Below are 21,480 nucleotides of genomic sequence, written 5' to 3'. Positions count from 1 at the left end.
TGCTCGCGCCCCTTGTCATGCCGAGGAGATTTCCCAGGTCACACCGGTCGGGCCGGGCCGTGACGGCGATCCGGTGGACAGTCCGGAGGGCCTGCCGGCCGACCGCTCGTCGCGCCAGGGTGACCGCTCGTCGATCGGACACGCTCCGTACATCGATGACTACGCACCGCTTACCGAGCTATGGGCCAACGGGGTTTCCCCGGCAAGATCGCGACCGTAGTGTTTCGGCATCGGAAGCCACTCCGGAGCATCGGGAGGCGAGCCGCAAGGCTCCCAGCGGATGCGCCGGACTCCCTGGTGACCACCTGGGTCACCGCGGCTGCCGGGCCCTTTACCGGGGGGTAGGGCCCGCCGGCCGACCACGTGAGGGGGTGCCCGCCGTGGCCCCGATCCGGCCACACGGGGGCGGCCGGACGGTGCCGGCGGGCACCCCTGTCACGACTGGTCAAGGGCGTGAGCGGGGGGCGGCCGTGCGCGCCCCGTCAGCCGTCACGCAGCCGCTTGAGCGTCTCGATGTCCTCGCGGTGCTTGTCGGCCTTGCCGGGCGTCTCGATGCAGACCGGCACCCCGGCCACCGCCGGGTGGCGCATCATCTCGCCGAACGCCGCGGCGCCGATCAGCCCGGCCCCGATGTTCTCGTGGCGGTCCTTCTTCGACCCGCACGCGTCCTTGGAGTCGTTGGCGTGGATGAGCTTCAGCCGCCCCGGCGCGAGCTTGTGCAGGAGGTCGAACGTCTCCCGCACCCCGCCCTCGGCCGCCAGGTCGTGACCCGCCGCGAAGGCGTGACAGGTGTCGAAGCACACCCCCGCCCGAGGATGCCAGTCGAGCGCCGCCAGATAGGGCTCCAGGTCCTGCACGGTCGCGCACAGCATCGCCCCCTGCCCGGCCATCGGCTCCAGCAGCAGGTCGGGACCGCCGTCGGGGATCTCGTCGAGCAGCGGCAGCAGATGCTCGCGCAGCTGCCGCATCGCGTCGTCGCGCGGCTGCGTCACCGCCGAGCCGGTGTGCACCACGACCCCCTTGGCGCCGATGTCGACGCCCCGGCGCAGCGTGTGACGGACGATCGCCACCGAGTTGGCCAGCGTCTCCGCGCTGGGTGAGCCGAAGTTCGCCAGATACGGCACGTGGACGAAGGTGTCGACGCCGGACTCGGCCAGCAGCGCGTCCTGGTCGGGACGGCCCACGGCCAGCGCCCACCCGCGCGGGTTGGTGACGAACACCTGGATCATTTCGGCGCCGATGTCGGCCATGTAGGCGAGCCCGCCCTTGGCCAGGCCGCCCGTGACGGAGACGTGCCCGCCGATCAGAGAGGTAGGGGTCATGATGGCACTCAGTGTATGGCCAGGCCAGGACCCGTCCGGATGCGGCCTTGGAGCATGACACAAAAGTCTTGGCCAACCGCCGCCCCGGTTGGGAGTTCCCGGGGATGGACCGGGCACCACCGCCATGTGTGTACTCGAGTCATGCCCGACGACGCGCTGGCCCGCTTCAACGCCCTGCCTCCCGAGGAGGCGGAGCGCGACCTGCTGGCCTGCTGCGCCTCCCGCGCGTTCGCCGGCCGGGTCGCCGCCGGCCGCCCCTACCCGTCGCCGGACGCCCTGGCCGACGCCGCCGCCCTGGCCGCCCGCGAGCTCGCCTGGGACGACGTGCTGGAGGCGCTGGCCGCCCACCCGAGGATCGGCGAGCGGACCGGCGGCGCCTGGTCGCGGCAGGAGCAGTCCGGCGTCGAGGACGCCCTGCGCGCCGACCTCGCCGAGGCCAACCGCGCCTACGAGCGCCGCTTCGGCCACGTCTACCTGATCTGCGCCACCGGCCTGACCGGCGCCCAGATGCTGGCCAGGCTCCGCGCGCGGCTGCGCGACGACGACGAGACCGAACGCCGGACCGTGCGCGCCGAACTGGCCGCGATCACCCGCCTGCGGGCCGGCAAGCTCCTGGAGGCCGGTCGATGAGCTTCTCGACGCACGTGCTCGACGCGGCCACCGGCCGCCCCGCCGCCGGGATGCGCGTACGGCTGGAGCACGACGGCCGCACCCTCGCCGAGGGCCGCACCGACGCCGACGGCCGGATCACCGGCTGGGAGCCCGGCAACGGCACGAACCGCGTGGTGTTCGACACCGGCGGCCCCTTCTACCCGGAGGTCGTCGTCGCCTTCACCGTGACCGACCCCGCGGAGCACCACCACGTGCCGCTGCTGCTGAGCCCGTACGCCTACTCCACCTACCGAGGGAGCTAGATGGCGATCGTCCTGGGACCCAACCGGTACGGCAAGGCGGAGACCCGGCTCGTGCGCGTCACCAAGGACGGCGGCGTGCACCACCTCAAGGACCTCAACGTCAGCACCGCCCTGTCCGGCGACATGACGGCCGTCCACCTGACCGGCGACAACGCCGCCGTGCTGCCGACCGACACGCAGAAGAACACCGTCTACGCCTTCGCCGCCCGCCACGGCGTCGGCGAGATCGAGGACTTCGCGCTGCTGCTCGCCCGCCACTACGTGAACGCCCGGCCCTCCATCCACCACGCCAGGGTCGAGATCGAGGAGTACGCCTGGGACCGGCTCGGCGACCACTCGTTCGTGCGCGCCGGCGGCGAGAGCCGCACCTGCCTCGTCCACCACGACCGCGACGGCCGCACCAGCGTGGTGTCGGGGCTGAGCGGCCTGGTCGTGCTCAACTCGACCGGCTCGGAGTTCCGCGGCTTCGCCGTCGACGAGTACACCACGCTGCGCCCGGCCGTCGACCGCGTCCTGGCCACCGCCGTCGACGCCCGCTGGCGCCAGCACGGCGGTCGCGCCGACCACGCGACCGTACGCCGCCACCTGCTGGAGGCCTTCGCCGGGACGCACAGCCTCTCGCTCCAGCAGACCCTGTACGCGATGGGGGAGCGGGTGCTCACCTCCTGCCCGCAGGTGTGCGAGATCAGGCTCGTCATGCCCAACAAGCACCACGTCGCCGTGGACCTGACCCCGTTCGGGCTCGGCAACGACAACGAGGTGTTCCACGCCGCCGACCGACCCTACGGCCTGATCGAGGGCACGGTGCTGCGCGAGGACGCCCCCGACGCCGGATTCGCCTGGGAGTAGCACCGATGGACTTCTTGCGCCCCACCACGTGGGCCGAAGCGCTGGCCGCCAAGGCCGACCGGCCGGACGCCGTGCCGATCCAGGGCGGCACCGACGTCATGGTGGAGATCAACTTCGGCGTGCGCCGGCCCGCCGCGCTGCTCGACCTCACCCGGATCGCCGAGCTCGCCACCTGGACGAACCAGGACGGGCGCCTGCGCATCGGCGCCGCCGTCCCGTACAGCGTGATCATCGACCGGCTCGGCGGCGAGCTGCCCGGGCTGGCCCAGGCGGCCCGGACGGTCGGCTCGCCGCAGATCCGCAACCGCGGCTCCGTCGGCGGCAACCTGGGCGCCGCCTCGCCCGCCGGCGACAGCCACCCGCCGCTGCTGGCCGCCGGCGCGCTGGTCGAGGCCGAGTCGCGTGACGGCGGCGTCCGCATGATCCCCGCCGACGCGTTCTACACCGGCGTCAAACGCCACGCGCTGCGCCCCGACGAGCTGATCAGGGCCGTGCACCTGGCCCCGGCGACCGGCCCCCAGTACTTCTCCAAGGTCGGCACCCGCAACGCCATGGTGATCGCCGTCTGCTCGTTCGCGATCGCGCTGCACCCCGGCGAGCGCCGCGTCGGCACCGGGCTCGGCTCCGCCGCGCCCACCCCGCGCCGCGCCCTGGAGGCCGAGGAGTTCCTGGTCAAGGAGCTCGACTGGGCCGCGCCGCTCGCCCCCGCGCTGCTGGACCGCTTCGGCGAGCTGTGCGCCGCCGCGGCCTCGCCGATCGACGACGTACGCGGCAGCGCCGCCTACCGCCGCCACGCCGTCGCCGTGATGGCCCGCCGCACGCTCGCCTGGGCGTGGCGCGACCACCTGGGAAGGAGGGCCGCCTGATGCGTCTGACCTGCACCGTCAACGGCCGCGAGGAAACCGTCGAGGACGTCTGGGAAGGCGAGAGCCTGCTGTACGTGCTCCGCGAGCGCATGGGCCTGCCCGGCTCCAAGAACGCCTGCGAGCAGGGCGAATGCGGCTCCTGCACCGTCTACCTCGACGGCGTCCCCGTCTGCGCCTGCCTGGTCGCCGCCGGGCAGGCCGAGGGCCGCCGCGTCCGCACCGTCGAAGGGCTCGCCGACGGCGACCGGCTCGACCCCGTCCAGGAGGCGTTCGTCGAGTGCGGCGCCGTGCAGTGCGGCTTCTGCACCCCCGGGCTGATCGTCCAGGCGCACGACCTGCTCGCCCGCGTCGAACGGCCCTCCGACGCCGAGATCCGCGAGGCCCTGGCCGGCAACCTGTGCCGCTGCACCGGCTACGAGAAGATTCTCGACGCCGTACGGCTCGCGGCCGAGCGCCAGGCGTCCGCGTGACCACCCTGCTGATCGAGAACGCCTACCTCGCCCCCGTCGCCGGACCCGAGATCCCGCACGGCTACCTGCGGATCGACGGCGACCGGATCACCGCGCTCGGCCCCATGGACCGGCTGCCTACCCTCCCGCACGCCGAACGCGTCGACGCCACCGGCTGCCTGGCCTCGCCCGGCCTGGTCAACACCCACCACCACCTCTACCAGTGGGCCACCCAGGGCCTCGCCCAGGACGCCACCCTGTTCGACTGGCTCGTCACGCTCTATCCCGTGTGGGCCGCCATGGACGCCGAGGTCGTGCACGGGGCCGCGCTCGCCGGGCTCGCCCACCTGGCGCTGTCCGGCTGCACCACCTCCAGCGACCACCACTACCTCTTCCCGCACGGCCGCGGCGACCTGCTCGCCGCCGAGATCGCCGCCGCCCGCGACGTCGGCCTGCGCTTCCACCCGGCGCGCGGCTCCATGGACCGGGGCCGCTCGTCGGGCGGGCTGCCGCCCGACGACGTGGTCGAGCCGATCGACCGCATCCTCGCCGCCACCGCCGACGCCGTCGACGCCCACCACGACCCGTCGCCCTCCTCCATGCTGCGGATCGCCGTGGCGCCCTGCTCCCCGTTCTCCGTCAGCGGCGAGCTGATGACCGAGGCCGCCCGGCTGGCCAGGGACAAGGGCGTGCGGCTGCACACCCACCTGGCCGAGACGCTGGACGAGGAGGAGCACTGCCTGGCCCAGTTCGGCGTGCGGCCCGTCGCGTACATGGAGCGGCTCGGCTGGCTCGGGCCCGACGTGTGGGTGGCGCACGCGGTGCACCTCAGCGACGGCGACATCGGCAGGCTCGCCGCCACCGGCACCGGCGTCGCCCACTGCCCCTCGTCCAACGGCCGCCTCGGCGCGGGCGTCGCCCGGGTCGCCGACCTGCTGCGGGGCGGCGCCAACGTCGGGCTCGGCGTCGACGGCAGCGCCTCTTCCGAGCTGACCACGATGGCGGGGGAGATGCGGCAGGCGCTGCTCTTCCAGCGCGCTCACTCAGGGCCCGACGCCCTCACCGCCCGGCAGGCGCTGGAGCTCGCCACGCTCGGCGGCGCGCGCAACCTCGGCCGCGAGGCCGACCTCGGCACGCTGGAGCCCGGCAAGCTCGCCGACGTGGCGCTGTGGCGGGTCGACGGCCCCTTCACGGCCGCCGTCGACGACCCGGTGTGCGCGCTCGTCCTCGGCCCCCAGCCGCCGCTGGCCAGGCTCCTGGTCGGCGGGCGCACCGTCGTCGCCGGCGGCGAGCTGCGCACCGTCCCGCACGACGCGGCCGGCCGCGCGGGCGTCGCCGCCCACCGCCGCCTCCTGCGTCTCGCGGCGGAGCGCCGATGACGGGCCGATGCCCGGCCGATGCCCGTGGGCGCCCGCCCGGTGCCCGTGGGTGCCCGGCCGATGCCCGCCGGTTCCCGCCCTCTGCCCGCCGGCTCCCGCCCCGGTTTTCCACAGGGGGCCGGGGCACGCGCACGGGGCCGCGGGCGGGGTGTGATGATGGGGACCGCCGGCCCGCCCGCCCCCGGCAGGGGGGTCGCCCGTGTCCGTCTCGTGTGGGAGTTCGCAGTGGTTGAGCACGTGCTTGTCGCCCCGGACAAGTTCAAGGGTTCGCTGACGGCGGCGGAGGTCGCCGCCGCCGTGTCGTCCGGGCTCGGCGTCCCGGCGGTGCAGCTGCCCGTCGCCGACGGCGGCGACGGCACCGTCGAGGCCGCCGTGGCAGGCGGCTTCACCCGGGTGACCGCCCGCGTCACCGGCCCCACCGGCGAGCCCGTCGACGCCTCCTACGCCAGGCGCGGCGACACCGCCGTCATCGAGCTCGCCGAGGCGTCCGGCCTGCGCCGCCTCCCCGGCGGCCCCGAGCCGCTCACCGCCACCAGCCACGGCACCGGCGAGCTGATCGCCGACGCCGTCAAGCAGGGCGCCACCCGCGTCGTCCTCGGCCTGGGCGGCAGCGCCTGCACCGACGGCGGTGCCGGCATGGTCCAGGCGCTCGGCGCGCGCCTGCTCGACGCCGAGGGGCGCGAGCTGCCGCCGGGCGGCGCGGCCCTGCGCGACCTCGACCGGATCGACATGTCCGGCTTCCTCGACCTCTCGGGCGTCGAGGTGGTCGTGGCGAGCGACGTCGACAACCCGCTGCTCGGCCCGCACGGCGCCGCCGCCGTCTACGGGCCGCAGAAGGGCGCCACGCCCGACCAGGTCGCCCTGCTGGAGAGCGCGCTGTCCCGGTTGGCCGCCGTCGCCACCCGCATCCACGGCCTCGTCGGCGCCGTCGAGCACGACGACGTCCCCCGCCCGATGGGCGTCGCCGGAGCGCCGGGCGCCGGGGCCGCCGGCGGCGTCGGGTTCGCCGCGCTCGCCTTCCTGCGCGCCGACATCCAGCCGGGCATCGACTACCTGCTCGACCTGCTCGGCTTCAACGAGCAGGTCGAGGGCGCCCGCCTGGTGATCACCGGCGAGGGCTCCCTGGACGAGCAGACCCTGCGCGGCAAGGCCCCCGCCGGGGTCGCCCGGGCCGCCGCCCGCGCGGGCGTGCCCGTCGTCGCCGTCTGCGGCCGGCGCACGCTCTCCGACGACGACCTGCGGGCCGCCGGCTTCGCCGCCGCCTACGCCCTCACCGACCTGGAGCCCGACCCGGCCCGCTGCATGGCCGCCGCGGCCCCCCTCCTCCAGCAGCTCGCGGCCCGCGTGGCCGCCGCCCACCTACCCTGATGCCCCCACCCGCCCCGCCCCCAGTTCCCCCGCCCCAGGCTGCCCCGAACCCGGCGGCCTCGGTTGGGGCCGCCTCGGTCACGGCGGCTTCGGTCTCGGCTGCCTCGGTTCGGGCTGCTTCGGCCCCGGTGGCCTCAGCCGGGGCGGCCTCGGTCTCGGTGGCTTCGGTTGGGGCCGCCCCGGGCTCGGCGGACTCGGTGGCGCCCACCCAGGTCCCGCCCGCCCCGGTCCCGGTGGCCTCGGTCCCGGCCGCCCAGGTGCCGCCCGCCCAGGTGCCGTCCGCCTCGGGCTCGGCGGACTCCGTTCCGGGGTCGGCTGTCGTCGCCTCCGTCAGCTCGGGCGGGGGTGCGTACGAGCTGGTGGTGCGGTCGAGGAGGGGGGTGACGCCCGACGGGGTGCGGCCGGTGGCCGTGGCGGTGCGCGGCGGCCGGATCGAGGCGCTGTGCCCGTACGACGCGGAGCTGGCCGCCGCCGAGGACGTCGACCTGCGCGACCTGGCGCTGCTGCCCGGCCTGGTCGACACGCACGTGCACGTGAACGAGCCGGGCCGCACCCACTGGGAGGGGTTCGCCAGCGCGACCAGGGCCGCCGCGGCCGGAGGCGTCACGACGATCGTCGACATGCCGCTCAACTCGCTCCCGCCGACCGTGGACGCCGCCGCGCTCGCCGTGAAGCGGCGCGCCGCCGAGGGCCGGTGCCACGTGGACGTCGGCTTCTGGGGCGGCGCCGTGCCCGGCAACCTCAAGGAGCTGCGGCGGCTGCACGAGGCGGGCGTATTCGGGTTCAAGTGCTTCCTGTCGCCGTCGGGCGTGCCGGAGTTCCCGCCGCTCGGGCCGGGCGAGCTGCGGGAGGTCATGGCGGAGATCGCCGGGTTCGGCGGGCTGCTGATCGTGCACGCCGAGGACCCGGCGCTGCTGGCGGACTGCGCGGGCCCCTCGTACCGGGAGTTCCTGGCGTCGCGGCCGGGAGCGGCCGAGCGCAGTGCGGTCGAGCTGGTGGTCCGGCTGGCGGCCGAGACGGGCGCGCGGGCGCACGTCCTGCACGTCTCCAGCGCCGAGTGCCTGCCGGTGCTGGAGGCGGCGCGGGCCGCCGGGCTGCCGGTCAGCGCCGAGACCTGCCCCCACTACCTGGCGCTCGACGCCGAACGGGTGCCCGAGGGCGGCACCGCGTACAAGTGCTGCCCGCCCATCCGCTCGGCCGGCAACCGCGACCTGCTGTGGGACGGGCTCGCCCGGGGCGTGCTGAGCTGCGTCGTCTCCGACCACTCGCCCGCCACCGCCGACCTCAAGGTGCCCGACTTCGCCGCCGCGTGGGGCGGCGTCGCCTCGCTGCAGCTCGGGCTGCGCGTCGTGTGGACGGAGGCGGCGCGGCGCGGCCACGGGCTCGCCGACGTGGCCCGGTGGATGGCGGCGGGCCCGGCCGCGCTGGCGGGCCTGCCCGGCAAGGGCGGCATCGTCCCGGGCAACGACGCCGACCTGGTGGCCTTCGACCCCGACGCCGTCGAGCCCGTGGACGCCGCGCGGCTGCACCACCGCCACCCGATCACGCCCTACCACGGCCACGCGCTCAGGGGCGCCGTCCTGACCACCTGGCTGCGCGGCAGGCCCGCCGACGGCGTGCCGCACGGGACCTTGCTGAGGGGAACGTAGATGCCGAGCTTCACCCACCTGCCCGACCTCGCGCTGCGCGGCCACGGCGGAGCGGTCGTCGCCGCCAGCGACGAGGCGTTCGCCGAGAAGGAGGCGCTGATCAGGCCCGGCCGCCCGGAGTTCCGGCCCGCCACGTTCGGCGGCAAGGGGCAGGTCTACGACGGCTGGGAGACCCGCCGCCGCCGCGAGCCCGGCCACGACTGGGCGCTGGTGCGGCTCGGCCTGCCCGGCGTGATCCGCGGCGTGGTCGTCGACACCGCCTGGTTCACCGGCAACCATCCCTCGTCCGCGTCCGTCGAGGCCGCCGAGGTCGCCGGGCATCCTGCGCCCGCCGAGCTGGCCGGGGCGGCGTGGACGGAGATCGTGCCGCGCAGCCCGCTCGGCGGCGACGCCGCCCACCCGTTCGAGGTCACCGGCGAGCGCCGCTGGACGCACGTGCGGCTGAACATCTTCCCCGACGGCGGCGTCGCCCGGCTGCGGGTGCACGGCGAGCCCCGGGCCGACCTGTCGGTGTACGAGGGGCTCGGCCTGGACCTGGCGGCCATGGCCAACGGCGGGCTGGTCACCGCCTGCTCCGACGCGTTCTACTCCGAGCCGCACCACGTCATCGCCCCCGGCCTGCCCCGCCACCAGGCCGAAGGCTGGGAGACCGCGCGCCGCCGTGACGGCGGCAACGACTGGCTGGTCATCCGGCTGGCCGGGCGCGGCCTCATCAGGGTCGCCGAGATCGACACCACCCACCTGCTGCACAACGCGCCCGCCGCCGTCACACTCACCGGCCTCGACGGCGACCGCGAGGTCGAGCTGCTGCCGACGACCCCGCTGCTGCCCGACACGCCGCACCGCTTCCGGCTGAGCCACACCGAGCCCGTCGAGCGCGTACGCGTCGACATCCACCCCGACGGCGGGCTGGCCAGAGTACGCCTGCTCGGCACCCTGGCCTGACCTCTCAGCGCCGGGCGCCTAGTGCCAGAGCAGCACTTCGGAGTTGGGCGGGCGCTCGCTGTTGGGGGCCGGGCGCTGGAAACGCACCACGCCGCCGCCGCCCACCGTGCGCACCCGCACCCGGAAGCCCAGTGCCCGCAGCTCGTTGCGGGCGTCGTTGACGTTCTTGCCCATCACCTGCGGCACGATGACGAACTGCTGGTCGTCGCGGGCCTCCTGGTCACCGTTGAACCAGTGCCAGAAGTCCGTCTGGCAGCGCGACACCGTGATCATCGCCGGGATGCCCTGGTCGACCTCCGCCTTGGCCTTGGGCGCCTGCGCGATCACCGTGCACGGCTCGGCGTCGTCGTCGACCTCGGTGACCTGCACCTGGAAGCCCTGCTGGCTGAGGAACGCGGCGGCCTGGTCCTTCGGCATGCCGTCGACGTCGGGCATCACCAGCCCGGCGCTCACGTACAGGTCGATCTTGGCGCCTTCCTTGACCTTCTCGCCCACCTGCGGGGAGGTGCGGATGACGGAGTTGCGCGCGACCTCCAGGTTCTGCAGGCGGCGGACCTTGCCCACGGTCAGGCCGGCGCTGCCGATGGCGTTGCGGGCGTCCTGCTCGGTCAGGCCCTGCACCTTCGGCACCAGCACCCGCTTGGGGCCGAGCGACGGCACCAGCGTGATCGTCTGCCCGGCCTCGACCTCGGTCTTGGCGGCCGGGTCCATCTCCAGGACGAGCCCCTCGGCCACCTCCTCGTCGTGGCGGCCCTCCACGCGGCGCACCTTGAAGCCCAGGTTGCGGGCGTTCTGCTCGGCGACCGCGAGGTTCTTGCCGACGAGGTCGGGCACCACGGCCAGCGTCTTCTGCGAGAAGTAGAGGCCGGTCAGCGCCACGGCGACGACCATCACCGCGGCCAGCCCCACCAGGAACCAGTTGGGCCGGAACCCGCCGCCCTTGCCCCGCCCGCGCGGCGGGGGCGGCGGCGCGGCCGGCACCTCGGCGCGCGGCTGGATCAGCGTGTGCGCGGGAGCGGCGGCGGGCGGCATCGTGGACGGCATCGGGTGCGGCCTGGAGTGGGCGCCGGACGCGCGGCCGGGCTCGCTCAGCCGGGGCAGCGTGCGGTGCGCCTCGACGGCCGCCACCAGCATCGCGGTCGCGTCGGCCGGGCGGTCGTGCGGCTCGCGGGCCGTGGCGTGCGCCACCAGCGCGTCGATCTGCGGCGGCACGTCGTGGATCAGGGACGACGGCGCCGGGACCGTGTCGTGGACGTGCCGGTAGGCCACCGACATGGGCGTCTCGCCGTCGTACGGCTGCCTGCCGGTGACCAGCTCGAACAGCATGATGCCCGCCGCGTAGACGTCGCTGCGCACGTCGGCGCCGCCGGTCGTCACCTGCTCGGGCGACATGTAGCCGATCGTGCCGATCATCACGCCGGTGCGCGTCTGGTTGGTCGCCTCGATCGCCCTGGCCAGGCCGAAGTCCACGACCTTGACCCGGCCGTCGGCGGTCAGCAGCACGTTCTCGGGCTTGACGTCACGGTGGACCATCCCGGCCTGGTGGGCCGCGCCGAGCGCCGCCAGCACCGGGATCATGATCTCCAGCGCCTCGCGGGCCGGCAGCCGGTCGCGCTCGCGCAGGATGTCACGCAGCGTCTTGCCCGGCACGTACTCCATCGACAGATAGACCACGTCGGTGTCGGTGCCCTGGTCGAAGACGTGCACCACGTTGGGGTGGGAGAGGCTGGCCACCGACTTCGCCTCGCCGATGAACCTGCGCACGAACGCCGGGTCGTCGGCGAGCGAGCGGTGCATGACCTTCAGCGCGACGGTCCGGTCCAGCCGGATGTCGAGCGCGAGGTAGACGGTCGCCATGCCGCCCCGGGCGATCCGGGACTCGACGCGGTAGCGTCCATCGAGCAGCCGGCCGACCAACGGGTCGGCAGTCGTCGTGTCCACCCCGCTGAGTTTACGGGCGTTTCGCACCCGGGAGGGCCTGACCATCCGAAACCGATGCCGACCCGTGCCCCGCCCGGCCTCTCACGTGCCCCGCCGTCGCACAGGCCACCCCGGCACCGGCCCCGGAGAGCCGGTGCGTCCCCGGCAGACGGGAAGAAGGTCCCGTCAGGGGGTCAGCGGGGAGGACGCCTCGGCGTAGCGGCGGCGCGGGATGCGCCCCGCCTGCCGCGCCATGCGGCCCGCGCGGACCGCCTCGCGCATCGCCGCCGCCATCAGGTCGGGCCGCTGGGCCCGCGTCACGGCGGTGGCCAGGAGCACGGCGTCGCAGCCCAGCTCCATCGCCAGCGCCGCGTCACTGGCCGTGCCGATGCCCGCGTCCAGGATGACCGGAACCCCGGCCGCCTCGACGATCAGCTCGATGTTGTGCGGGTTGCGGATGCCCAGCCCGGAGCCGATCGGCGCGCCCAGCGGCATCACCGCAGCGCATCCGGCCTGCTCCAGCCGGCGGGCGAGCGCCGGGTCGTCGCCGATGTAGGGCAGCACGGTGAACCCGTCGGCCACGAGCCGCTCGGCCGCGTCGAACGTCTCGATCGGGTCGGGCAGCAGGGTTCGCTCGTCGGCGATGACCTCCAGCTTGACCCACGAGGTGCCCAGCGCCTCCCGGGCGAGCCGGGCCGTCAGCACCGCGTCGCCCGCGGTGAAACAGCCCGCCGTGTTGGGCAGCACCTTGATGCCGCGCTCGCGCAGCACGTCCAGCACCGAGCCGCGGGCGGCCGGGTCGAGCCGCCGCATGGCCACCGTCGTCAGCTCGGTGCCCGACGCGGCCAGCGCCTGGTCCAGCACCTCCAGCGACGGCGCGCCGCCGGTGCCCATGATGAGCCGGGAGGAGAACTTCTCCCCGGCGATGATCAGGTCATCCACCTTGCACCGCCGTCAGCACCTCCACGCGGTCGCTGTCGCGCAGCGCCGTCGTCTCCCACGCGCCGCGCGCGACGACCTCGTCGTTCACGGCCACCGCGACGCCGGTGGTGGCGGTGGTCAGGGTCTGTACGGCCTGTGCGACGGTCATGCCGTCAGCCACGTCGTGCGTACTTCCATTGATCATCAATTTCATGAAATATCCCGAAATCTAGCGGGTGAGCACAGGGACGCGAGGTCGCCCTCCTCGCCCTGCAGGATCGCGGCCGTGAGCGGGGCCATCAGCACCCCGCCCCGGAAATGCCCCGTGGCCAGCACCAGCCCCGGGGCCGAGCCGGGGCCGATGATCGGCAGGTTGTCCGGCGTGCCCGGCCGCAGCCCCGCCACCACGTCGGCGACCTCCAGCTCCGTCACCCCCGGGACCAGCTCCCTGGCGTCGCGCAGCAGCTCGTACAGTCCGCCGGCGGTCACCCGGGTGTCGAACCCGAGCTCCTCCTGCGTGGCCCCCACCACGAGCTCCCCGTCGCCCCGGGGCACCAGGTAGACCGGCGTGCCGTGCACCATCCCGCGCACGCACCGGCCCAGCAGCGGCTCGGGGGAGCGCAGGCGCATGATCTGCCCCTTGACCGGCCGTACCGGAACGTCGGCCAGCCCGGCGCTCCACGCCCCGGCGGCCAGGACCACCCGCTCGCCGAAGATCTCCTCCCCGGACTCCAGGCGTACGCCGGTCACCCGGCCGCCCTCGCGCGACAGCCCCGCCACGCGCTCCCGTACCAGCGGGACGCCCCGCCGCTCCAGGGCCACGAGCAGGGCGGCGGTGACGCGGCGCGGGTCCACCCACGCGTCGCCGGGCGCCAGCAGACCGCCGCGCACGGACGGCGCCAGCATCGGCTCCAGCCGCCGGCACTCGCGCCCGGTCAGCCGCTCCACCGGCAGGCCGAGCTTCTCCATGAACGCGGCCAGCTCCCCGAGCGCGGCCAGGTCGTCCCCGCCGAACGCCACGTCCAGTGTCCCGTCGGACCGCAGATCCAGCACGTCCCGCTGCTCGGCCGACACCCCGCCGAGCATCGAGAGCCCATCGAGCGGGTCGACCCCTGCGGCGCCCTCGTGGGAGGACGCCGCGCCGGGCCCGGAGACGACGGGACCGCTCGCACCCCCGGCCCGTGCCGCGCCGCCGGATCCCGCGGGAGGTCCGTCCAGGGAGGCGCCTCCGGAGGGCAGGGGTGCGCCGGTGGCGGTGGGGCCGCTCGTGTGGGCGCCGGTCCGTCCAGGGGGGAGGGCGGCGTCGGCGGTGAGGTCGGCGGCGAAGGCGGGCCAGCGGCGCAGGGCGGCGATGCCGAGCCGGAGCAGCGGCTCCTCGGTGTAGGTCACCTCGCTGACCGGCGCCAGCATCCCGGCCGCGGCGTGGGAGGCGCCCGAGGCGGGGGCCGGGTCGACCACGGTGACGGCGCGGCCCGAGCGGGCTAGGCGCCAGGCGATCGACAGTCCGACGACTCCGCCGCCCACGATCACGTCCATGTCCGCTCCCTTCGCCGGCATGATCCGGATCAGGTGTCTTGCGGTCGAAGGCCCGGTGAAGCCTTCCTCTCAGCCCGGTTACGGCCGGACTCCCGCGCGTCTTACGTCCCCCAGCCTACGGCCTCGGTGCGACGCCGCGGCACCGCCCCCGTTATGGTCATGAACGTGAATCGCGTCGTGGTGGTGGGAGCGGGTCTTGCGGGCGTGCGCAGCGTCGAGGCGCTGCGGGCACGGGGGTTCGGCGGCCGGATCACGTTGATCGGCCAGGAACGGCACCGGCCCTACGATCGGCCGCCGTTGTCGAAGGCGGTGCTGCTCGGCTCGGCCGACTCCAGCTTCGTCGACTCCGACCTGGACGCGCTGGAGGTGGACTTCAGGCCGGGCGTCTCGGCCAAGTCGCTGCGTGCGGGCGTGGTGGAGACGACCGAGGGCGAGCTGGGCTACGACGGCCTGGTCATCGCGACGGGCGCGGAGCCGATCCCGCTGCCGGGTGACGGCCCGCAGCACGTGCTGCGGACGCTGGACGACTCGCTGGAGCTGCGGGCCCGCCTGGTGCCGGGCGCGCGGGTGGTGGTCGCGGGCGCGGGCTGGATCGGCGCGGAGGTGGCCACGGCCGCCCGCCGGGCCGGCTGCGCCGTCACCGTGCTGGAGGCGGGCCGGACCCCGCTGGCGCAGGCGGTCGGCGAGGAGATCGGCGCCCGGACGGAGAGCTGGTACGACGGCATCGACCTGCGGCTGGACACGATGGTCGCGTCGGTCGACGAGGGCGGCGTGGAGCTGGTCGGCGGCGGGTTCGTGGAGGCGCACGTGGTCGTGGCGGGCATCGGCGTCCGCCCGGCCGTGGAGTGGCTGGCGGGCTCGGACGTCGACCTGCACAACGGCGTGGTCACGGACGAGCGGCTGCGCACGTCGCTGCCCGGCGTGGTGGCGGTGGGCGACTGCGCCGCCTGGTGGTCGAGCCGCTACGGCACCCGGCTGCGCGTGGAGCACTGGGACACCGCGCTGAGCGCCCCGGAGGTGGCCGCCGCGACGCTGCTGGGCGAGGAGGCCGTGTACGATCCGGTCCCGTACTTCTGGTCGGAGCAGTTCGGCCACATGGTGCAGTACGCCGGCCACCACCCGGCGGGCGAGCGCCTGCTCTACCGGGGCGGGCCGGAGGGCAAGTGGTCGGCCTGCTGGCTGACGGCCGAGGGCGGGCTGGCGGCGGTGCTGGCCGTCGACCGGCCCCGCGACCTCGTGCAGGGCCGCCGGATCATCCAGGAGGGCCGTCGTCTGTACGCGGAACGCCTGGTAGATCCAGATGTACCCCTACGGGATTGTGTTGTTTGAGCAAGCGCGGCATGTGGTAGTTGTGGTTTCGTGACGCTTTCTGTTGCACAGATCGACCGGGAGACCGACCAGCTCGTTGACGAGTGGCTCACTCTCCCCGAAGTGGCCCAGCGCCTCGACCTCTCGATGGGACGGGCCAAGCAACTCCTCAAGGATCACAAGCTGCTCGGCGTGCGCCGCGGCAGCGGCGGGCCACAGGTGCCCGCGGTGTTCCTCGACGGAAAGGACGTGGTGAAAGGCCTTCCGGGCACGCTGACCGTGCTCCGCGACGCCGGGTACGACGATGTGGAGGCGCTGCGCTGGCTGTTCACCCCTGACGACTCGCTGCCGGGGTCGCCCGTCCAGGCGATCAAGGCCGGTCGTCACACCGAGGTCAAGCGCCGTGCCCAAGCCCTCGCTTTCTGACGCCCGCCTCTACCTGTGCACCGACGGGCGGCGTGACAGGGGCGACCTGGCCGATTTCCTCGACGCGGCGCTGGCCGGCGGCGTGGACATCGTCCAGTTGCGGGAGAAGGGCCTGGAGGCGCGCGAGGAGCTCGCGCTCCTGGAGGTCTTCCGCGACGCCTGCGACCGGCACGGCCGGCTGCTGGCGGTCAACGACCGGGCCGACATCGCCTTCGCCGCCCGGCCTGACGTGCTCCATCTGGGGCAGGACGACCTTCCGGTGACGGTCGCGCGAGAAATGCTCGGCGACGACATCGTCATCGGTCGGTCCACCCACTCCGCTGCCGAGGCTTCCGCCGCGGCGGTGGAGGAGGGCGTCGACTATTTCTGCTGTGGGCCGATCTGGCCCACGCCGACCAAGCCGGGCCGGCACGCGCCGGGCCCGTCGCTGCTCCGGCACGCGGCGGCGCTCGGCAGTGACCGGCCCTGGTTCGGCATCGGCGGCATCGACCTGGCCAACCTGGACGAGGTCATGTCCTACGGGGTTCGCCGCGTCGTGGTGGTGCGCGCCATCACCGAGGCCGACGACCCCGGGGCAGCCGCCGCCGAGTTCGCCAAGCGGCTCACGTCCGCCGTGACGTAGCCGCCACGGCGAGCCCGGCCAGCGCGGTGCGGGCTTCGGGCGTGATCGGCGCCTGGTCGAGCGAGGCGAGCGCCTCGCCGAGATAGTCGCCGATCATGTCCTCGCACGCCCGCAGCGCGCCCGTGCCCTCGATGATCTCGCGCAGCGCGGCCACGCCAGGCTCGTCGAGCGCGGGGTCGCCGAGCAGGCGGCGCACCACGCCGGCCTGCTCGGGGGTGGCGGCGGCCAGGGTGCGCGCCACCAGCATCGTCCGCTTGCCCTCGCGCAGGTCGTCGCCGGCCGGCTTGCCGGTCTGCGCGGGGTCCCCGAACACGCCAAGGATGTCGTCGCGCAGCTGGAAGGCGATGCCGACCCGGGTGCCGTACGTGGTGCACAGCTCGTCGATCCACGGCTCCAGGCCGCCGGAGGCGAGCGCCAGGCCGAGGCGGAGCGGGTGCTCGACGGAGTACTTGCCGCTCTTGTACAGGGCCACGCGCAGCGCCGAGTCGAAGGTGTTCTCGCCGTGCGCCTGCTCCAGCAGGTCGAGATACTGGCCGCACATAAGCTCGGTGCGCATGTGGTCGTGCACCGGCTGGGCCGCCGCCAGCGCCCGCGCGGGCAGGCCGCTGGTGCGCCACATCTCGCCCGACCAGATCAGCAGCAGGTTGCCGAGCAGGATCGCGGCGCCCTCGCCGAACTGCGTGGCCGAGCCGTGCCAGCCCGACTTCTCGTGCAGCGTCTGGAAGCGCCGGTGGGCGGCGGGCATGCCGCGGCGCAGGTCGCTCTTGTCCATCACGTCGTCGTGCACCAGGGCGCTGGCCTGAAGCAGCTCCAGCGAGGCGGCGGCGGTGAAGATCTCCGGCACGTCGCCGCCTCCGGCAGCTCGCCAGCCCCAGTAGCAGAAGGCCGGGCGCAGTCTCTTGCCGCCCGCCAGCAGCTCGTCGGCGGCGGTGCGCAGCGGTTCCAGGTCGGGGTCGCCGGTGACGGGCAACTGCCGTTCGACGAACTCCCTGATGCGACGGTCCACCTGGGCGCGCAGGTTGTCCATCTTCGCGGCGTCTGTGCTCATGCCTTGAGACTAGTGGCCGGACATATCGGCCATACCGAGCAGGTAGAGAGTCGGGCGCCGCGCGGCCACCGGGTAATCTTGTCGCATGGCCCTTGGTCGACCCTCCGTCCTGCCCGATCGCGTCCCCACCGTCCGGGAGCTGCTCGCCTCCGGCGGCCGGTCGTTCTCCTTCGAGTTCTTCCCGCCGAAGACCGACGAGGGCGAGCGCCAGCTGTGGAAGGCGATCAGGGAGCTGGAGTCGCTGCGGCCGACGTTCGTCTCGGTGACCTACGGCGCGGGCGGCACCACCCGTGACCGCACCGTCGACATCGTGGAGCGGGTCGCGCGCGGCACCACGTTGACGCCCGTCGCCCACTTCACCGCCGTCAACCACTCCGTGCGCGAGCTGCGCCACCTGGTCGGCCGCTTCGCCGACGCCGGGGTGCGCAACATCCTGGCCGTGCGCGGCGACCCGCCCGGCGACCCGGGCGGCGAGTGGGTCCAGCACCCCGAGGGCGTCCTCTACGCCGAGGAGCTGGTGCGGCTGATCCGCCAGGCCGGCGACTTCTGCGTGGGCGTGGCCGCGTTCCCCTACAAGCACCCGCGCTCGCCGTCCATCGAGTCCGACACCGAGTTCTTCGTGCGCAAGTGCCGTGCCGGGGCCGATTACGCGATCACGCAGATGTTCTTCCAGGCCGACGACTACCTGCGGCTGCGCGACAGGGTGGCGGCCCGGGGCTGCGACACGCCGATCATCCCGTGCGTGATGCCGGTGACGCAGATGAGCACGATCGCCCGCTCCGAGCAGCTGTCCGGCGCGCCGTTCCCGCCCGACGTGGCGGCCCGCTTCGAGGCCGTCGCCGACGACCCGGCCGCCGTGCGCGCCCTCGGCATCGAGCACGGCGCCGAGCTGTGCCAGCGGCTGCTCGACGAGGGCGCCCCCGGCATCCACTTCATCACCTTCAACCGCTCCAGCGCCTCGCGCGAGGTGTTCCAGCGGATCGAGCCGGCACCCGTCCCGGGCTGATCTCCTGTTGACTGGACGGGTGATCGCAGACTTCTGGCTCGACCCGTCCTGCCCCTACACGTGGCTCACCTCCCGCTGGCTCGTGGAGGTGACCCGGGTGCGGCCGGTCGAGGCACGCTGGCACGTGATGAGCCTGTCGGTGCTCAACGAGGGCCGCGACGACGATCCCGAGGGCGACCCGGAAGGCTACCTGTGGGTGCCCGCCCGGCTGTGCGCCTCCGTGGCCGACCGCTACGGCTCCGACGCGCTCGGCCGCCTCTACACCGCGCTGTGGACCACCGGCGGCGACGACGACCAGGACTGGCTCGGCGACCTGACGACGGCCCTGCGGGCCGCCGGCCTGCCGGAGGACCTCGCCGACGCGGCGCTCACCCCCGAGTCCGACGACCTCGTACGGGCCTCGCACGCGCGGGCGATGGCCGCGATCGGCGGCGAGTCGGGCACGCCGGTCGTCGCCGTGACCGCGTCGCCGGGGGAGCGCGTCGCCTTCTTCGGCCCGGTGATCTCCCGCGTGCCCGAGGGCGAGGCGGCCGGGCGGCTGTGGGACGGCGTGCTGCTGGTGGCCGGCACCCCGCACTTCCACGAGCTCAAGGGGCGGCCGAGGGCCAACCCCGTGCTGCGCTGAGCGGCGCCGTCACCCGCCCGCAGGGGGACCGGGCGGGTGACGGCAGGGGACCTGCGATCGGAGAGTAAAAGAGCGTGTGCTCTCTGTAATATTTGGTGCCCCGTGCCAAGCCTGATAAAACCTCGCGTCAGGCGAAGGGCAGCGGGAGGCGTCAGGCGAAGGGCAGCGGGAGGCGTCAGGCGGAGGGCAGCGGGAGGCGTCAGGCAGAGGCCGGCGCGAGGCGTCAGGCGGAGGGCGGCGGGAGGGGGAGCGGGCGGGCCGCGATCGCGTACGCCTCGTGGCCGCCGGGGAAGACGAAGCCGGTCAGCAGGTCGGTGAAGCCCATGCTGGCGTAGAGGTGGCGGGCGGCCGTCGGCCGGTCGTGCGTCGACAGGACCGCGGTGCGCTCGGGGCGGCCGGCGCACAGCGTGGTGATCATCGCGCGGCCGATGCCCTTGCCCTGGTAGTCGGGGTGCACGTGGATCTCGGCCAGCTCGAAGGCGTGGCCCATCCATGCCTCGGCGGCCTCGTCGCCCGCGCGCTCGCGCAGGGCCCGCAGCACGACCTCGTGCCACCACTGGCCCGGCGCGCCGCGGAACCCGTACGCGAACCCGACGACCAGCGGACTGGCCGTACGGAGTGAATCGTGCAATTCTGCGAAATAGCACTGGAAATAGGGATATGTCCCATGATTTCGCATGATTGTGGTGCGGCCGGCGATCTGCTCGGCGGGCGGGCGCATGGCGGCGGTGTAGATGCCGATCACCGTGTCCAGCCGCTCGGCGAACTCGGCGGGCCCCGCACCGCGAAACTCGATCATCGTCGCACCCTACTCCCGTCCGGGCCACGCGCCCGGCACGCCGTCACGCGCCTACTCGACGTCGGCCGGGGTGCCGCCGGTGATGCGCACGAGCTCGTCGAACGTCGTCGGGAACACCGTGTGCGGATGGCCGCCCGCGGCCCACACCACCTCGTGCTTGCCCAGCCAGGTGTCCACCAGTGTGCGCACCGGAGCCGGGTGACCCACGGGCGCCACGCCGCCGATCGGCTGCCCGGTCGCCTCCCTGACGAACTCCGGCGTGGCCCGGCGCACCTTCCGCGCGCCGGCGGTGCGCGCGACGAGCTCCACGTCGACCCGGTGCGCGCCGCTGGTCAGCACCAGCAGCGGCTCGCCGTCGGCGTCGAAGATCAGGCTGTTGGCGATCGCGCCGACCTCGCAGCCGAGCTGGGCCGCCGCGGTGGCGGCGGTGGGCGCCTTCTCCGGCAGGACGACGATCTCGCCGGCCGCTCCCAGGCTCCGGAGTGCGGCTTCCACACGTATCGCGTTGGCGGGCAACTTCTCAGACATGCGCACACTCTAAACAGGTTGAGCATCACTTGACCGTGTCCGGTGGTGGTATAGGGTCCGTTGATTCGTTTGTTAATGATTTGAGAGGTGATACCGGTGCGGGGTCGACCTGGGATGGCCGCTCTCCTGACGGCGGGGGCCGTCGCACTCGCCGGATGCGGCACGACGACGGTGGCGCACACGTCAGCAGCCGCTCCCTCTGTTGCTCCTGCCGCCGCTGTGCCTGCCGCTGTGCCCCTGGCCGCGGGCGCCGCCGCCTCGGCCACTGTCACGGCCCCTGTCACGGCGCCGGACAAGAAGCTCAAGCTGGGCGACAAGGGCAAGGCCGTCGTCTGGCTGCAGCAGCGCCTGCGGGACCTGGGCTACCGCCCCGGCAAGGCCGACGGCCGCTACGGCGGCACCACGCTGGCCGCCGTGTGGGCGTTCCAGAAGGTCAACGGCATCAAGCCGACCAGCACCGTCGGCAAGGCCACCTGGTCCGCCCTGGAGGCGCCCAAGGCCCCGAAGGTCCTGGCCCCCAACGGCAAGCCGACCCGCGCAGAGGTCAACCTGACCACCCAGATCCTGGTCCTGTACGTGCGCGGCGAGGCCAGGCTGATCAGCCACATCTCCTCCGGCAGCGGCATCCCCTACTGCGAGACCACCGTCTGGCAGGGCAAGGAGCAGCGCTTCTGCGGCTCGGCCACCACCCCGACGGGCACGTACAAGACCACCTGGCGCCGCGACGGCTGGCACAAGTCCTACCTCGGCGAGCTGTACAACCCGATCTTCTTCAACGGCGGGATCGCCTTCCACGGCGCGCTGTCGGTGCCGCTCCAGCCCGCCTCGCACGGCTGCGTCCGGCTGCCGATGAACGTGGCCGAGGAACTGCCCGGGCTGCTCGGCACCGGTGTCCCCGTGCACGTGCGCGGCAAGTTCCGGCGCTGACCCCGGCCCGCTGACCCCCGCATAACGTCCGCGTCACCACATCGGGTGACGTGGGGGTTATGCGGCGCTTGGT

At 74.1% G+C, this 21,480-nt stretch carries 23 protein-coding genes and 1 riboswitch; of the genes, 15 read left to right on the top strand and 8 right to left on the bottom strand.

All coding sequences use genetic code 11. From position 1 onward, the window contains the following. Positions 1-482 precede the first annotated feature (482 nt). Entirely contained in the window at positions 483-1,322 is an 840-nt protein-coding gene (locus AB0J53_RS15770) for a deoxyribonuclease IV (protein ID WP_219514227.1), read from the bottom strand. A 141-nt stretch (positions 1,323-1,463) separates the two neighbouring features. On the opposite strand from AB0J53_RS15770, the gene uraD reads away from it, so the two are divergent. The 9 genes from uraD to alc all read left to right on the top strand — a co-directional run bounded on the left by uraD (position 1,464) and on the right by alc (position 9,741). Beyond that, entirely contained in the window at positions 1,464-1,952 is a 489-nt protein-coding gene (gene uraD, locus AB0J53_RS15765; protein ID WP_219514229.1) for a 2-oxo-4-hydroxy-4-carboxy-5-ureidoimidazoline decarboxylase, read from the top strand. Next, a complete protein-coding gene (uraH, locus tag AB0J53_RS15760; protein WP_364172407.1) occupies positions 1,949-2,236 on the top strand; it encodes a hydroxyisourate hydrolase in 288 nt (95 codons plus the stop codon). The genes uraD and uraH overlap by 4 nt, the downstream gene beginning before the upstream one ends. Next, positions 2,237-3,085: a factor-independent urate hydroxylase gene (gene pucL / locus AB0J53_RS15755; RefSeq protein WP_364172404.1), complete on the top strand. Its 849-nt coding sequence runs from the start codon at positions 2,237-2,239 to the stop codon at positions 3,083-3,085. A gap of 5 nt (positions 3,086-3,090) precedes the next feature. Continuing rightward, complete coding sequence (locus AB0J53_RS15750) at positions 3,091-3,951, top strand: xanthine dehydrogenase family protein subunit M (protein WP_364172402.1); 861 nt, start codon at positions 3,091-3,093, stop codon at positions 3,949-3,951. Next, positions 3,951-4,421, top strand: coding sequence for a (2Fe-2S)-binding protein (locus tag AB0J53_RS15745; protein WP_364172399.1), 471 nt, complete (start codon positions 3,951-3,953; stop codon positions 4,419-4,421). The genes AB0J53_RS15750 and AB0J53_RS15745 overlap by 1 nt, the downstream gene beginning before the upstream one ends. Beyond that, positions 4,418-5,779 (top strand): 8-oxoguanine deaminase, encoded by a 1,362-nt coding sequence (locus AB0J53_RS15740; RefSeq protein ID WP_364172396.1) that lies wholly within the window; start codon positions 4,418-4,420, stop codon positions 5,777-5,779. Before AB0J53_RS15745 ends, AB0J53_RS15740 begins: the two co-directional genes overlap by 4 nt. A gap of 237 nt (positions 5,780-6,016) precedes the next feature. Next, on the top strand, positions 6,017-7,147 hold the full coding sequence (locus AB0J53_RS15735; protein ID WP_364172393.1) for a glycerate kinase: 1,131 nt from the start codon (positions 6,017-6,019) through the stop codon (positions 7,145-7,147). Between the two features lie 356 nt (positions 7,148-7,503). Continuing rightward, positions 7,504-8,796, top strand: coding sequence for an allantoinase AllB (allB, locus tag AB0J53_RS15730; protein ID WP_364172928.1), 1,293 nt, complete (start codon positions 7,504-7,506; stop codon positions 8,794-8,796). Next, on the top strand, positions 8,797-9,741 hold the full coding sequence (gene alc, locus AB0J53_RS15725; protein ID WP_364172390.1) for an allantoicase: 945 nt from the start codon (positions 8,797-8,799) through the stop codon (positions 9,739-9,741). A gap of 18 nt (positions 9,742-9,759) precedes the next feature. Here alc and pknB read toward each other — a convergent pair whose 3' ends face one another. The 4 genes from pknB to AB0J53_RS15705 all read right to left on the bottom strand — a co-directional run bounded on the left by pknB (position 9,760) and on the right by AB0J53_RS15705 (position 14,118). After that, positions 9,760-11,682, bottom strand: coding sequence for a Stk1 family PASTA domain-containing Ser/Thr kinase (gene pknB, locus AB0J53_RS15720; RefSeq protein ID WP_364172387.1), 1,923 nt, complete (start codon positions 11,680-11,682; stop codon positions 9,760-9,762). Positions 11,683-11,847: 165 nt separating this feature from the next. Beyond that, positions 11,848-12,603 (bottom strand): thiazole synthase, encoded by a 756-nt coding sequence (locus AB0J53_RS15715; RefSeq protein ID WP_219507194.1) that lies wholly within the window; start codon positions 12,601-12,603, stop codon positions 11,848-11,850. Then, the gene (gene thiS / locus AB0J53_RS15710) at positions 12,596-12,751 is read right to left on the bottom strand and encodes a sulfur carrier protein ThiS (RefSeq protein ID WP_364172384.1); all 156 of its coding nucleotides are present in this window, start codon (positions 12,749-12,751) and stop codon (positions 12,596-12,598) included. Before thiS ends, AB0J53_RS15715 begins: the two co-directional genes overlap by 8 nt. A gap of 41 nt (positions 12,752-12,792) precedes the next feature. After that, complete coding sequence (locus AB0J53_RS15705; RefSeq protein WP_364172382.1) at positions 12,793-14,118, bottom strand: FAD-dependent oxidoreductase; 1,326 nt, start codon at positions 14,116-14,118, stop codon at positions 12,793-12,795. Then, positions 14,108-14,224, bottom strand: a riboswitch (TPP riboswitch). It overlaps the preceding gene by 11 nt. Before the next feature lie 53 nt (positions 14,225-14,277). On the opposite strand from AB0J53_RS15705, the gene AB0J53_RS15700 reads away from it, so the two are divergent. The 3 genes from AB0J53_RS15700 to thiE are packed head-to-tail and all read left to right on the top strand — an operon-like array spanning position 14,278 to position 16,474. Further along, on the top strand, positions 14,278-15,447 hold the full coding sequence (locus tag AB0J53_RS15700; protein WP_364172380.1) for an FAD-dependent oxidoreductase: 1,170 nt from the start codon (positions 14,278-14,280) through the stop codon (positions 15,445-15,447). A 30-nt stretch (positions 15,448-15,477) separates the two neighbouring features. Further along, complete coding sequence (locus AB0J53_RS15695) at positions 15,478-15,852, top strand: Rv2175c family DNA-binding protein (protein ID WP_219507199.1); 375 nt, start codon at positions 15,478-15,480, stop codon at positions 15,850-15,852. Continuing rightward, a complete protein-coding gene (gene thiE, locus AB0J53_RS15690) occupies positions 15,830-16,474 on the top strand; it encodes a thiamine phosphate synthase (RefSeq protein ID WP_364172377.1) in 645 nt (214 codons plus the stop codon). The genes AB0J53_RS15695 and thiE overlap by 23 nt, the downstream gene beginning before the upstream one ends. Here thiE and AB0J53_RS15685 read toward each other — a convergent pair. Further along, entirely contained in the window at positions 16,455-17,522 is a 1,068-nt protein-coding gene (locus tag AB0J53_RS15685) for a polyprenyl synthetase family protein (RefSeq protein WP_364172375.1), read from the bottom strand. The genes thiE and AB0J53_RS15685 overlap by 20 nt on opposite strands. Before the next feature lie 85 nt (positions 17,523-17,607). Between AB0J53_RS15685 and metF the strand changes: the two genes are divergently transcribed. Continuing rightward, complete coding sequence (gene metF / locus AB0J53_RS15680; protein ID WP_219507204.1) at positions 17,608-18,528, top strand: methylenetetrahydrofolate reductase [NAD(P)H]; 921 nt, start codon at positions 17,608-17,610, stop codon at positions 18,526-18,528. Between the two features lie 19 nt (positions 18,529-18,547). Further along, positions 18,548-19,153, top strand: coding sequence for a disulfide bond formation protein DsbA (locus AB0J53_RS15675; RefSeq protein ID WP_364172373.1), 606 nt, complete (start codon positions 18,548-18,550; stop codon positions 19,151-19,153). A gap of 223 nt (positions 19,154-19,376) precedes the next feature. Here AB0J53_RS15675 and AB0J53_RS15670 read toward each other — a convergent pair whose 3' ends face one another. Further along, positions 19,377-19,952 (bottom strand): GNAT family N-acetyltransferase, encoded by a 576-nt coding sequence (locus AB0J53_RS15670; RefSeq protein WP_364172371.1) that lies wholly within the window; start codon positions 19,950-19,952, stop codon positions 19,377-19,379. Positions 19,953-20,003: 51 nt separating this feature from the next. Further along, a complete protein-coding gene (locus AB0J53_RS15665) occupies positions 20,004-20,480 on the bottom strand; it encodes a YbaK/EbsC family protein (protein WP_364172369.1) in 477 nt (158 codons plus the stop codon). Positions 20,481-20,711: 231 nt separating this feature from the next. Between AB0J53_RS15665 and AB0J53_RS15660 the strand changes: the two genes are divergently transcribed. After that, on the top strand, positions 20,712-21,407 hold the full coding sequence (locus AB0J53_RS15660) for a L,D-transpeptidase family protein (RefSeq protein WP_364172367.1): 696 nt from the start codon (positions 20,712-20,714) through the stop codon (positions 21,405-21,407). Positions 21,408-21,480: the final 73 nt, after the last annotated feature.

It is taken from the genome of Nonomuraea sp. NPDC049725, assembly GCF_040674795.1.
In the GTDB taxonomy this organism is placed as follows: Bacteria; Actinomycetota; Actinomycetes; order Streptosporangiales; family Streptosporangiaceae; genus Nonomuraea; species Nonomuraea ceibae.
Note: the sequence above shows the minus strand (reverse complement) of the source record. Positions and strands in the feature narration are given on the sequence as shown.

What these genes read in the sequence shown, in the direction of transcription:
- alc (WP_364172390.1), top strand. Translation starts at nt 8,797, where the DNA reads ATGCCGAGCTTCACCCACCTGCCCGACCTCGCGCTGCGCGGCCACGGC.
- AB0J53_RS15750 (WP_364172402.1), top strand. Translation starts at nt 3,091, where the DNA reads ATGGACTTCTTGCGCCCCACCACGTGGGCCGAAGCGCTGGCCGCCAAG.
- pucL (WP_364172404.1), top strand. Translation starts at nt 2,237, where the DNA reads ATGGCGATCGTCCTGGGACCCAACCGGTACGGCAAGGCGGAGACCCGG.
- AB0J53_RS15665 (WP_364172369.1), bottom strand. Translation starts at nt 20,480, where the DNA reads ATGTCTGAGAAGTTGCCCGCCAACGCGATACGTGTGGAAGCCGCACTC.
- uraD (WP_219514229.1), top strand. Translation starts at nt 1,464, where the DNA reads ATGCCCGACGACGCGCTGGCCCGCTTCAACGCCCTGCCTCCCGAGGAG.
- metF (WP_219507204.1), top strand. Translation starts at nt 17,608, where the DNA reads ATGGCCCTTGGTCGACCCTCCGTCCTGCCCGATCGCGTCCCCACCGTC.
- AB0J53_RS15685 (WP_364172375.1), bottom strand. Translation starts at nt 17,522, where the DNA reads ATGAGCACAGACGCCGCGAAGATGGACAACCTGCGCGCCCAGGTGGAC.
- AB0J53_RS15770 (WP_219514227.1), bottom strand. Translation starts at nt 1,322, where the DNA reads ATGACCCCTACCTCTCTGATCGGCGGGCACGTCTCCGTCACGGGCGGC.
- AB0J53_RS15705 (WP_364172382.1), bottom strand. Translation starts at nt 14,118, where the DNA reads ATGGACGTGATCGTGGGCGGCGGAGTCGTCGGACTGTCGATCGCCTGG.
- AB0J53_RS15745 (WP_364172399.1), top strand. Translation starts at nt 3,951, where the DNA reads ATGCGTCTGACCTGCACCGTCAACGGCCGCGAGGAAACCGTCGAGGAC.
- uraH (WP_364172407.1), top strand. Translation starts at nt 1,949, where the DNA reads ATGAGCTTCTCGACGCACGTGCTCGACGCGGCCACCGGCCGCCCCGCC.
- AB0J53_RS15700 (WP_364172380.1), top strand. Translation starts at nt 14,278, where the DNA reads ATGAACGTGAATCGCGTCGTGGTGGTGGGAGCGGGTCTTGCGGGCGTG.
- AB0J53_RS15670 (WP_364172371.1), bottom strand. Translation starts at nt 19,952, where the DNA reads ATGATCGAGTTTCGCGGTGCGGGGCCCGCCGAGTTCGCCGAGCGGCTG.
- thiS (WP_364172384.1), bottom strand. Translation starts at nt 12,751, where the DNA reads ATGACCGTCGCACAGGCCGTACAGACCCTGACCACCGCCACCACCGGC.